The organism is Streptomyces sp. NPDC052064 (assembly GCF_055585925.1).
This window is the reverse complement of sequence record NZ_JBVJJE010000027.1, coordinates 1-11,282: the sequence shown is the minus strand read 5'-3', so window position 1 is coordinate 11,282 and position 11,282 is coordinate 1. Positions and strand designations below refer to the sequence as shown.

The 11,282-nt window shown below is 68.6% G+C and carries 10 protein-coding genes and 1 pseudogene; 10 read left to right on the top strand and 1 reads right to left on the bottom strand.

Annotated features, from left to right (window positions below; all coding sequences use genetic code 11):
* Window positions 1-239: 239 nt before the first annotated feature.
* Window positions 240-928: pseudogene (locus ACZ6TU_RS38700) on the top strand (transposase family protein).
* Between the two features lie 103 nt (window positions 929-1,031).
* On the opposite strand, the gene ACZ6TU_RS38695 reads toward ACZ6TU_RS38700, so the two are convergent.
* On the bottom strand, window positions 1,032-2,315 hold the full coding sequence (locus ACZ6TU_RS38695; RefSeq protein WP_467682277.1) for a nucleotide sugar dehydrogenase: 1,284 nt from the start codon (window positions 2,313-2,315) through the stop codon (window positions 1,032-1,034).
* Window positions 2,316-2,454: 139 nt separating this feature from the next.
* On the opposite strand from ACZ6TU_RS38695, the gene ACZ6TU_RS38690 reads away from it, so the two are divergent.
* The 9 genes from ACZ6TU_RS38690 (at window position 2,455) to ACZ6TU_RS38650 (ending at window position 10,971) form a co-directional block, all read left to right on the top strand.
* Complete coding sequence (locus ACZ6TU_RS38690) at window positions 2,455-3,444, top strand: NAD-dependent epimerase/dehydratase family protein (RefSeq protein WP_467682279.1); 990 nt, start codon at window positions 2,455-2,457, stop codon at window positions 3,442-3,444.
* Window positions 3,445-3,468: 24 nt separating this feature from the next.
* A complete protein-coding gene (locus tag ACZ6TU_RS38685; protein WP_467682281.1) occupies window positions 3,469-4,551 on the top strand; it encodes an MraY family glycosyltransferase in 1,083 nt (360 codons plus the stop codon).
* A gap of 83 nt (window positions 4,552-4,634) precedes the next feature.
* Complete coding sequence (locus ACZ6TU_RS38680) at window positions 4,635-5,351, top strand: WecB/TagA/CpsF family glycosyltransferase (protein ID WP_467682283.1); 717 nt, start codon at window positions 4,635-4,637, stop codon at window positions 5,349-5,351.
* A gap of 70 nt (window positions 5,352-5,421) precedes the next feature.
* Window positions 5,422-5,613, top strand: a complete 192-nt coding sequence (locus tag ACZ6TU_RS38675) for a hypothetical protein (protein ID WP_467682285.1) — start codon at window positions 5,422-5,424, stop codon at window positions 5,611-5,613.
* A 121-nt stretch (window positions 5,614-5,734) separates the two neighbouring features.
* Complete coding sequence (locus ACZ6TU_RS38670) at window positions 5,735-6,760, top strand: LCP family protein (RefSeq protein WP_467682287.1); 1,026 nt, start codon at window positions 5,735-5,737, stop codon at window positions 6,758-6,760.
* Between the two features lie 112 nt (window positions 6,761-6,872).
* On the top strand, window positions 6,873-7,685 hold the full coding sequence (locus ACZ6TU_RS38665; RefSeq protein WP_467682289.1) for a class I SAM-dependent methyltransferase: 813 nt from the start codon (window positions 6,873-6,875) through the stop codon (window positions 7,683-7,685).
* 321 nt (window positions 7,686-8,006) lie between these two features.
* The gene (locus ACZ6TU_RS38660) at window positions 8,007-9,458 is read left to right on the top strand and encodes a tyrosine-protein kinase domain-containing protein (RefSeq protein ID WP_469553474.1); all 1,452 of its coding nucleotides are present in this window, start codon (window positions 8,007-8,009) and stop codon (window positions 9,456-9,458) included.
* Window positions 9,455-10,393, top strand: a complete 939-nt coding sequence (locus tag ACZ6TU_RS38655) for a GDP-L-fucose synthase family protein (protein WP_469553471.1) — start codon at window positions 9,455-9,457, stop codon at window positions 10,391-10,393. Before ACZ6TU_RS38660 ends, ACZ6TU_RS38655 begins: the two co-directional genes overlap by 4 nt.
* Complete coding sequence (locus tag ACZ6TU_RS38650) at window positions 10,369-10,971, top strand: arsenate-mycothiol transferase ArsC (protein ID WP_467682295.1); 603 nt, start codon at window positions 10,369-10,371, stop codon at window positions 10,969-10,971. Before ACZ6TU_RS38655 ends, ACZ6TU_RS38650 begins: the two co-directional genes overlap by 25 nt.
* Window positions 10,972-11,282: the final 311 nt, after the last annotated feature.

Genomic DNA, 11,282 nt, shown 5'->3' with positions numbered 1-11,282 from the left:
GAGCCGTCAACCGAGCCTCATGCTGCTCGTGCCACAACGGCCCCACCTCAGCGACGAGTTCAGCGATCACATCCGGCGACAGCCCAGTGACCCGGCACTCCGCCACGATCAACTCACGCGCCCCAGCCCCCATCATGCGCAGTTCAACGAGCCCACCTGAGCGCCGAGCCACGGCCAACCATGCACGAGGTCGTAAGGGCTGTCCCGTAACTGCTGGTCACGGGTGAGATGATCTTGCTGTGTCTGGTGTGATCACGGCGTCGGAGCCCTCCTGGGCAGCCCCGTTCACCGGGCTGAGCCCGCGCCGGTTCGGCAAGCTGATCACCGCTCTGCGGCGTGAAGGTGCGGACCCGGTGCGCAAGGGCCGGCCCTGGAGCCTGCCGCTGGAGGACCGCGTGCTCCTGGTCGCCGCGTACTGGCGGACGAACCTGACGCTGCGCCAACTGGCTCCGCTGTTCGGGGTGTCCAAGTCGGCCGCTGACCGCATCATCGACCACGTCGGGCTCGCGCTCCAGCAGCGCAAGCGGTTCCGCCGCGACGCCGTGCTGATCTTGGACGGCACCCTGGTCCCCACCCGCGACCACACCATCGCCGAGCAGTCCAAGAACTACCGGTACTCCACCAACCACCAGGCCGTCATCGACGCCGACACCCGGCTCGTCGTCGCCGTCGGCCGGCCGCTGCCCGGCAACCGCAACGACTGCAAGGCATGGGAGCTGTCCGGCGCGAAAGACGCCGTCGGCAACACCACGGTCATCGCGGACGGCGGCTACCGGGCACCGGCCTGGTCATCCCGCACCGCCGCGAACGCGGTCAGACCGAACTCCCGGCCTGGAAGGAGGAACACAACACCCGACTGAAAGGCTACGGCGTTCATCACGCCATGCTCGGCATCGCCCGCCTGCACAACCTCGTCCTTGCCGGGTGACCCAGAAACCAGCAGGTCACCCAGCACATCGAAGATCATTCTGATGGCCTCGGCCAGATCGAAACGAGACGCAGCCCCCCCGGACCTCTCATGCCGCCGCCGGTTACAGGCGGTCGATCCGGTCTCCCCGGCAGCGGTTGCGGGCGTCGAAGACATACGTCGCATGGCGCTCCACCAGACCGTAGTCGAGGTCATCGTGGTCGGTCAGGACTACGACCGCGTCCGTGTTCGTGATCTCCGCCTCGGTCAGATCGACGCACAGCACCCCGGGCGGCAGCAACTGTGGATCGGCGTGCGGCTCCACGGCCCGGACCCGCGCGCCGCGCGCCATCAGCAGTTCGGCGACGGTGGCGGCGGGAGACTCCCGTACGTCCCCGGTGTTCTTCTTGTACGCGAGCCCCAACACCAGCACCTGTGCGCCGGCCAGCGGCCGTCCGAGTCCGGCCAGGCCGCCTTCGATGCGCCGCACCACGTGCTCGGGCATGTGCTCGTTGATCTCGTGGGCGAGGGAGACGAAGCGCACGTCATGCTGGAGCTTCTGTCGTACCTGCCAGGAGAGATACGAGGGATCCACCGGCAGGCAGTGACCGCCCACCCCGGGCCCCGGGGTGAAGGGCATGTAGCCGAAGGGCTTGGTGGCGGCCGCGTCCACCGCCTCCCAGATGTCGACACCGAGGGGCCGGGCGCACATCGCGAGTTCGTTGACGAGCGCGATGTTCACCTGCCGGAAGGTGTTCTCCAGCAGCTTGGTCAACTCGGCGGTGCGCGGGGAGGAGACCGGCACGGTCCGGGTCACAATCCGGTCGTAGAACTCCGTGATGGCTTCGAGGGAGTCGTCGTCGATGCCGGAGACGACTTTGGGGGTGTTCTCCAGATGCCAACAAGTGTTGCCCGGGTCGATACGTTCCGGGCTGTACCCGAGCCGGAATCCTTTGCCGGCCCGCAGTCCGCTGCCCGCCTCCAGGATCGGCAGGAGAATCTCCTCGGTGGTGCCGGGGTACGTCGTCGACTCCAGCACCACCACGGCGCCGGGACGCATCAGCGGGGCGATCGACCGGCCCGCGCTCTCGACGCACCGCAGGTCCGGGGTGCCGTCGCGCAGCGGGGTGGGCACGCTGATCACGCAGACGTCGAAGCCGACCGCGTCCGCGTAATCGGTGGTGACGCTCAACTGTCCGGAGGCGAGCAGCGGTAGTAGTCGTTCGTTCGGGATGTCCTCGATGTACGAGTCGGCGGCTTCCAGCCGTTTGACGCGCTGCTCGTCGCTGTCCAGGCCGGTCACCCGGAAGCCCGCCTCCGCTGCGCGCACCGCCAACGGCAGACCGACGTACCCCAACCCGAGCACCAGGACGACGCTCTGCGGTGCCGAGGCCGCTGTTGATCCCATGTGTGAGTCTCCGATATCGATGCGCGATATGAGCCGTGTTGTCCGCTCCACATTCGTATAAAACGGGCTATTTTGTCTGGGTCATATACCCGATGCCGCTTTGGCGTCACTCGGATACCGCAACCGGACAGGGCGGCGTATGAATTCCACGACGTATTTGATCACTGGCGGTGCCGGTTTCATCGGCTCACATCTCACCGACGCCCTGCTCGCACAGGGCCATACAGTCGTCGTCCTTGACAACCTCGCCACCGGCCGTGAGGAGAACCTGGACCAAGCCCGACAGAATCCACGCTTCCGCTTCGTCCACGGCTCCGTGCTCGACCAGTTGCTCGTGGACGAACTGGTCCGCCAGTGCGACACGGTGGTCCATCTCGCCGCAGCCGTCGGCGTACGGCTGATCGTGGAGCGGCCGCTGCAGTCCTTCACCACCAACATCCGCGGCACCGAGACGGTCATCGAGGCGGCTCACCGCTACCGCCGCAGGGTGCTCGTCGCCTCCACCTCGGAGATCTACGGCAGGAACTCCTCGGGACCGCTCACGGAGAACTCCGAACGGATCCTGGGCAGTACGAGCGTGGCGCGCTGGTCGTACTCCACTGCAAAGGCCGTCGACGAGATCCTCGCCTTCGCCTACCACCGCGAACTGAACCTGCCCACCATCGTGGTGCGGCTGTTCAATACGGTCGGACCCCGGCAGAGCCCTGCGTACGGGATGGTCGTGCCCCGGCTGGTACGCCAGGCCGTGCACGGTGAACCGCTCACCGTGCACGGCGACGGCAAGCAGCGGCGCTGCTTCGCGCACGTCGCCGACGTCGTCGACGCCCTGCTGCGGCTTCTCCCTCATCCGGACGCGGTCGGCAAGGTCTTCAACATCGGTACGAACGAAGAGACCACCATTGCCGGGCTGGCCGCCCGTGTCATCGCACGCAGCGCCAGCGATTCCGAGATCCGGCTGGTCCCCTACCACCAGGCGTACGGCGAGGGTTTCGAGGACATGGAGCGCCGACTGCCCGACACCGAGCGGATCCGTGCCCTCACCGGCTGGCGACCGCAGCGCAACCTCGACGACATCCTCGACGCGACCATTGCCGAGGCGCGCGTCGAGCGCGTAGCGGTGCCTGCCTGACTCTGGTCTGAGAGGACCTTCACCGTGCCCTACACGCTAGCGGCCGCAGCGGCCGCCCTTCTGCTCACCGCCGTACTGACCGGACTCCTGCGTGCCGTGGCGCTGCGGTGGCGACACACCTGTGCCGGTCTCCTCGACCGTCCCGCCGCCCACAAGGCGCACACTCGCCCCACCCCCCACCTCGGCGGAGTCGCAGTGGTCGTGGGGACCCTCGGCGCGGTCTCCTCGGGGCCGTGGACCGGGCAGGTGCTGCTGGGCCGGGAGGTCGGCACGCTGCTCATGGCAGGAGCCGCCGTCGCCGTGCTCGGGCTGATCGACGACTTGCGGCCGCTGGGACCCTGGGCGCGACTCGTCGTCGAGACGGGTGCCGCAGGGACCGTCGCGTACGGCAGCGGACTGGGGCTGGTGACCGGAGCCCTCGCCGTGCTGTGGATCGTCTTCGTCACCAATGCCTTCAACCTGCTGGACAACTCGGACGGTGCGATGGGGACAGTCGCGGCCCTCACCGCGCTGGGGCTCGCCATCTGCGCGATCAACGAGGGCCGTACCGGCCTCGCTCTCCTGCTCTGTGTCCTGACCGCCGCCCTCACCGGCTTCCTGTTGCACAACTGGCATCCCGCCCGGATCTTCCTCGGCGACTGCGGCTCGCTGTTCACCGGTTTCGTGCTGTCCTCCGCCGCTGTACTGCTGCACACCGGTCACACCCCGGCCCGTACCACGGGCACACTGCTCGCCTTCACCCTCGTCGTCACCGCCGACACCACGCTCGTCCTCGTCTCCCGTCACCGGCAGGGCCGCCCGCTGCTGCTCGGCGGCACCGACCACATCGCGCACCGGCTGCGACGGCTCGGGCTGACGGCGCCCGGGACGGCTGTGGTACTGGGCATCGTCGCTTTCGTCGGGACGCTCATCGGGCTGCTGATCCACCACGCCTGGCTGCCGCCCGCCGCCGTGCTGCCGGTGGCGGGCGCCGCGGTGCTGGCCTGCGGCAGCATGCTCAAGATGCCTGTGTACGGACCCGGCCGGGTCGGCCGACCCAAGCGCCGGGACCGCCGGACTGTTGACAGCCCCCGTGCGGCCAGTGTTGCCGATGCGGTACGCGGATGACGGGCAGGGACGCGCGCCTGCCTGCCACGACGCGCACGGATGTGTCCACCGGCCTGTCCACCGTCCTGTGCGCCGGAGTTCCCGTGGCTGCTGCGACTCCGGACGCCGCGGCCGCCGCGGTGGTCCGTCTCGCCGCCGAAGGCGTGGCGGCCGACGTCCACCTCTGCAACGCGTACACCCTCGCCCTCGCCGACCGGGATGCGCGACTGGCGCAGGCACTGCGGACGGCGACCCTCAACCTCCCCGACGGGCAAGGGGTGGTCTGGGCCAACCGGATCGTCCACCGGAGCCGCTCCGTGCCGCCGACGCGGGTGTACGGCCCCGACCTCTTTCTGGACGTCTTCCGTAACGGCCAGGACGTGGGCCTACGCCATTACCTCCTCGGCTCCACCCCGGCGGTACTGGAACGGCTGGCCGCCGAACTGCGGGCCCGCTTCCCGCGCGCCCTGATCGTAGGCATCGAGTCACCGCCGTTCCGCGAACCGACCGACGCAGAGCGACAGTCGCAGCTGGAACGGATCCGAGCCAGCGGCGCCCAGATCGTCTGGCTCGGCCTCGGCACCCCTAAACAGGACTACGAGGCCGCCCGGCTGGCCACCGCGCACCCCGCGGTGTTCGCCGCCGTCGGCGCCGCCTTCGACTTCGTTTCCGGCAACAAGCCGCAGGCCCCGCTGTGGATGCAGCGGCACGGCCTGGAATGGCTCTTCCGACTCTGCAGCGAACCGCGCCGGCTGTGGCGCCGGGTGCTGTGGGGGCACCCCCGCTTCCTCTGGGCTGTATACATAGGAGCACGACGGTGACCTCCTTCACCGCGCGCGCAGCGCCCTGCAGCGCCTGAGCATCGACCCGGCCTGGACGGTCCTGCCGTAGGTGCTCGGCGACTACTCCGGTACCACCGTCATGAACGTCGAGGGCAACGCCGGTGCCAGCATCTCCGTCCAGCCCATGCTCGGCCGCCACCGCGCGGCCTACCTGAGCGAACGGACCGCTGCCGCGCCGGCCGCAGCCGGGACGCGGTCTCGGGCGCCGAACTGGCAGGGGTGCGCGAGCGGTTCGGACTGACCGGACCTCGCTCAGCCGAGCTGGTCGGCCGGCCTGCGGGGCTCCTGCCGTACGGACGCAATGCGTTACACGGTCGAGGGAATGGCCGCCAGGTTGGCCCGTGGAGTGGAAGAGCTCTTCCATGGCAGTACGTGATCTACGCTTCAAACCTTTCCTCTGCGTCGTCGGCCTCGGCACGGCCCTTTTCCTGGCTGTCACAGGCGGCGTCGGCTGGGTCCTCTACCAACGCCTCGACGGCAATATCCGTACGGACGAGAAGACCGCCCGCGCGCTCGCGACCGACCACGGCTCCCGTCCCCGGGCCGCTGCGCACGGAGCCGAGAACATCCTGCTTCTCGGCTCCGACCGGGAGGGCAACTACGGCAGCGAGCGCAGCGACACAACGATCCTGCTCCATCTCTCTGCAGACCGCCGCAGCGCCTCACTGGTGAGCGTGCCGCGCGACATGATGGTCGGCATCCCCAGCTGCCTGCGGCCCGACGGGACGCGCAGCCGGGCGCAGTACGCGAAGTTCAACTGGGCCTTCCAGTTCGGCGGGGCCGCCTGTGCGATCCGCACCTTCGAGAAGCTCACCGGCGTCCGCGTCGACCACCATCTCGTCGTCGACTTCACCGGCTTCGAGAAGGTCGTGGACGCGGTCGGAGGCGTGGAGGTCGAGGTCCACGAACCCATGAGCGTGCCGGACTCCACCGTTGAGCTCAGCCCGGGCAGACAACTGCTCCGCGGCGACCAGGCGCTCGTGTTCGTACGCGCGCGAACGGGCGTCGGTGACGGCAGCGATCTGCAGCGCATCGAGCGCCAGAAGGAGTTCATCGACGATCTGTTGCGGGAGCTGCGCGGCAGCGGCACGCTCGCCAGCCCGACGCTCCTCTATCCGGTGCTGAACGCGGTCACGTCCTCGCTGGTCGCCGACCGCGGGCTCGACTCGCTCGGTGAGCTGTACGGCTTGGTGGAAGGGGCCCGTGACATCCCCGCGAAGCGGACGTCGCTGGTCACGATTCCCTGTATCCCCACCCCCGGCTACAGGGGTGGCTGCATGATGGTCGAGGACCAGGCGAAGAAACTCTTCAAGGCTCTGCGTGAGGACAAGCCGCTTCCGAAGCGCCTGTACAACGCGTACGACAAGACCCAGGACGAGCTCCCATAGAGGTGGGGTCGGCGATCATCAGTCGCAGGTGCGCGGAGGCCGAACGCATGAACTCCCAGCGATCCCCCCGCGAATTCCGGAAGACGGAACGTGAGACGCATACCTTCCCCGCATGACAGTCATTCCAGCGAACCCCTCCATGGGGACGCTCCAAGAGCAGGGGCATGATGCCGGCCACGACTACGCGAAGGGTTCACCGCACATCCGTCACCACAGTGTCCGCGAGCGTGTGATCGCGGGCGTGCACGCCGTGGTAGGTGATGTCATCGAGCGGAACGGCGCGTGCCACGTTCTGGAGCTCGGCGCCGGGCACGGCACCTTTACCGATCACGTGGTGGCGGCCGGCGCCGACGTCGAGGTGACGGAGATGAGCATGCCAAGTGCGATGGTCCTCCGGAGCCGCTTCCGAAACAATCCGAAGGTCACCGTGACCTTCGACCACGACGGGCAAGCGGATCGCGAGGGGGGTCCGCTCGGCGCGGCTGTGTGCATCTCCGTACTGCACCATATTCCGGACTATCTTGAGACGGTAAAGCGGCTCGTAGAGCGCATCCAGCCCGGTGGCGGGTTCTTCAGCATTCAGGACCCGCTCTGGTATCCACGGCGGTCTCGGACGTCTATGAGTCTGGACCGCAATGCATATTTGCTCTGGAGACTCGGCCAAGGTGGATACCGCCGCGGCCTGGCCACCCGGATGCGTCGGCTGCGCGGCGTCTACGACGAGACCAATGAGGCCGACATGGTCGAGTACCACGTCGTACGCCAAGGGCTCGACGAACAGGCACTGTGCGCGATGCTGGAGCCCGCCTTCGAGAAGGTGGAGCTGCAGCGCTACTGGTCTACTCAGTCCGGGCTGCTGCAAGCAGTCGGCGACAGGTTCGGCCCGCCGAACACCTTTGGGATCCTGGCTCGGAACCGTCGCTGAGAAGGTGCCGGACTTCTGAGAGAAGGGCGCTTTCATCACGAGGTCGTGACCGCCCCGCGCTGCCTACGGCACATCAGCAGCGGCGCCCACGGCCGCTTATGCGCAGTGAAGCCGTGGCCTGAGCAGGCGTCGATGCCGACCGTCACCACCTCGGCTCGAAGGTCCCGCGCGGACCGCCTCGGGGTACCGTCGGGGCTGCCTGCGTCCACGAGGCGACACGCAGGACTCTCCGATCAGACACACATCATTGGCGAAAAAAACGGCACAAACGCGTCTAATCTGGCCGGGCACTGCCCTGAACGACCGGATGAGGTGTACAGCTTGGAACTCCGCAGCATCCTGAAAGCGCTTACCCGGAGTTGGCCCGTCGTCCTCGCCTGCATCCTGCTGGGCGTCGCGGCCGGCTGGGGTGCCACCACCCTGTCGACTCCCGTCTACCAGGCGCGCGCCCAGCTGTTCGTCTCCGCGCAGTCCGGTGGCGACACCATGGAGCTCCAGCAGGGCAACAACTTCACGCTGGCCAGGGTCCAGTCGTACGCATCGATCGTGACCAGTCGTCAGGTCACCCGGCACGTCGTCTCCTCTCTCAGCCTCGGCACCAAGCCGGACGAACTCGCCGGCCGGATCACCGCGGAAGCCCCGCTCGGTACCGTGCTGGTCAACATCACGGTCAGCGACACCGAGCGGCGTCGCGCGGTGGACATCGCCAACGCGGTTGCCTACCGCTTCAGCGACGTCGTTGAGCGCTTGGAGAGCCTCGATCCCGTGCCCCCCGACTATGTGGCCACGTCCCCGGTGAAGCTGAGCGTCACCCAGACCGCCTCGGCCCCCTCGACCCCGGCCAGCCCGCGCCCCGTTCTCAACCTCGCCGCAGGCCTGCTCGCCGGGCTGCTGCTGGGCGCAGGCGCCGCCGTCCTCCGAGAGACCCTCGATACAACCCTCAAGACCGCGGACGCCGTGACCGCCCTCACCAGCCTGCCCGTACTCAGTTCCATTCCGTTCGACAAGGAGAGTCCACAGCAGTCGCTGGCCTCCGGTGCCGCGGCGCACTCGGCGCGGGCCGAGGCCTACCGCCATCTGCGGACGAACCTGCAGTTCGCCCAGATCGGCGACCGGCCCCGGATCATCGTCGTCACCAGTTCACTGCCGGGCGAGGGCAAGACCACCACTGCGGTCAACCTCGCCCTCTCGCTCACCGAGAGTGGCGTCTCCACCTGCCTCGTCGACGCCGATCTGCGCCGCCCCGCCGTGGCCCACACCTTCGGGCTCGTCCAGGACGCCGGACTGACCAACGTGCTGATCGGCCAGGCGCGGATCGAGGACGTGATGCAGACCGCGGGCGGGCTGTCCGTCCTGACCAGCGGCTCCCTGCCGCCCAACCCCACCGAGCTGCTCGCCTCCGAGCGGATGGCGGAGTTGCTGCGCGACCTCGCCGCCGGCTACGAGGCCGTGATCGTCGACACCGCCCCGCTGCTGCCCGTCGCCGACACGGCGGGGCTCGCCACCTTCGCCCACGGCTCACTCCTGGTCGTGCGGGCCGGAAAGACTCCGCGAGACCGGGTCAGGGCGGCCGCTGAAGCCCTGCACACGCTGGGAGTGCGGACCCTCGGCACGGTCTTCAGTATGAGCCCGATGCCGAAGTACGCAGCATATGAATACGGCTACAGAGCCCCGTCGGCCGCGGGGCAGACCCCGGCTCCCGCGCCGCCGCGTCCGCGCACCGGGTCGGTACTGTCCCGCGGGGCGGCACTGCTGCGCGGTGGGGCCAAATGACACGCCTCGACCGCTCCGCCAGGGTCCACGTGGCCGGGCACCAGGGCCTTGTCGGCTCCGCCGTCGTACGGCATCTGGCCGCCGAGGGCTTCACCGATCTCCTCGTACGCAGCTCCCGCGAGCTCGACCTGCGCGACCGGGAGGCGGTACGCGCCCTGTACGCCGCCGAGCGTCCGCACATCGTCGTCCTGGCCGCCGCCCGCGTCGGCGGCATCGCAGCCAACGCGGCCCAGCCGGTGGAGTTCCTCTCCGACAACCTCCGGATCCAGCTCAATGTCCTCGACGCGGCCCGCGAGTACGGCGTCGAACGGCTGCTGCTACTCGGCTCCAGTTGCATCTATCCCAAGCACGCCCCGCAGCCGATCCCCGAGAGCGCCCTACTCGCCGGCCCTCTGGAACCCACCAATGACGCCTATGCCATCGCCAAGATCGCCGGGATCATTCACGTCCAGGCGCTGCGCAGGCAGTACGGGCTCCCGTACATCTCGGCGATGCCCACCAACCTGTACGGGCCGGGCGACAACATCGACCCGCGCACCTGCCACGTCTTGCCGGCCATGCTGCGCCGTACGCACGAGGCACACGTACGCGACGAGCGCCGGCTCACACACTGGGGGACCGGCACCCCGCGCCGGGAGTTCCTGCACACCGACGACCTGGCCCGCGCCTGTCTGTTCCTGCTGGAGGAGTACGACGGTGACCAGCCCGTCAACGTCGGCACTGGCGAGGACCTGGAGCTGAGTGAACTGGCCCGGCTGGTGGCTGAGGTGGTCGGCTATCGCGGAACGATCGACTGGGACAGTTCCAAGCCGGACGGCACCCCGCGCAAACTGCTCGACACCACCCTGATCAATTCCCTGGGCTGGAAACCGAAAACCGGACTGCGCGAGGGAATCGAAGAGACCTACGTATGGCTGACGTCGCGGCTCGGCTGACCATCCTCTTCATCTGCACTGGCAATGTGCACCGCTCCCCGCTGGCTGAGCGACTGCTGGCGGCCAGGCTCCCGGAAGCACGGGTCGGCAGTGCGGGCACCGTGGCCCAGCACATTACGGGCATGCACCCGGCGACCCGTTCAGTGCTGGAAGAACTGGGCGGAAGCGGTGCGGGGTTCACGTCCCGGAGGCTGGCGCCGGAACTGGTGGCGGAGGCAGATCTTGTACTGGGTCTTGACCGGGAGCACCGGGAGGCGGCCGTACGGCTGTGGCCGGTTGCTCTGCGCAAGTGCTTCACGGTCTGGGAGTTCCTGCGGCTGGCCAGGGCGGTCGGGGAATCGGTGTGGAGCTCGCAGTCCCCCCACAGGGAGGCGGCACCGCCCCGGGAAGTGATCGCCCGGGCCGCGGCCGCCCGCGGCAGTCTGGCACCGGTCTCGCGGGCCGCGGACGGGATCGCCGATCCCTGCGGAGCCCCGCATGACGTACTGCTGGCCTGCGGGCAGGAAATCGACGGGGCGACCGCGACTCTGGCCGCGCTGCTGCGGGAGCGGGGTCGCGCACAAGGGACCAAGTGCTGAGCTTCTCGCCCGAAGGAGCGGGCGACACAGGGACGGGGCAGGTCGGCTTCGAAAGGGCAGGTCGAGGTGATTTTCTGCCGATGGCGGAATCGGCAAAAGGTGGGTTCCGGTGAACTTGCGACCTCGTGCATGGTTGGCCGTGGCTCGGCGCTCAGGTGGGCCCGTTGAACTGCGCATGATGGGGGCTGGGGCGCGTGAGTTGATCGTGGCGGAGTACCGGGTCACTGGGCTGTCGCCGGATGTGATCGCTGAACTCGTCGCTGAGGTGGGGCCGTTGTGGCACGAGCAGCATGAGGCTCGGTTGACGGCTC

Excerpts from the sequence above, each read along its gene's own strand:
- ACZ6TU_RS38650 (WP_467682295.1), top strand. The coding sequence starts at position 10,369 with ATGGCTGACGTCGCGGCTCGGCTGACCATCCTCTTCATCTGCACTGGC.
- ACZ6TU_RS38670 (WP_467682287.1), top strand. The coding sequence starts at position 5,735 with ATGGCAGTACGTGATCTACGCTTCAAACCTTTCCTCTGCGTCGTCGGC.
- ACZ6TU_RS38665 (WP_467682289.1), top strand. The coding sequence starts at position 6,873 with ATGACAGTCATTCCAGCGAACCCCTCCATGGGGACGCTCCAAGAGCAG.
- ACZ6TU_RS38690 (WP_467682279.1), top strand. The coding sequence starts at position 2,455 with ATGAATTCCACGACGTATTTGATCACTGGCGGTGCCGGTTTCATCGGC.
- ACZ6TU_RS38695 (WP_467682277.1), bottom strand. The coding sequence starts at position 2,315 with ATGGGATCAACAGCGGCCTCGGCACCGCAGAGCGTCGTCCTGGTGCTC.
- ACZ6TU_RS38655 (WP_469553471.1), top strand. The coding sequence starts at position 9,455 with ATGACACGCCTCGACCGCTCCGCCAGGGTCCACGTGGCCGGGCACCAG.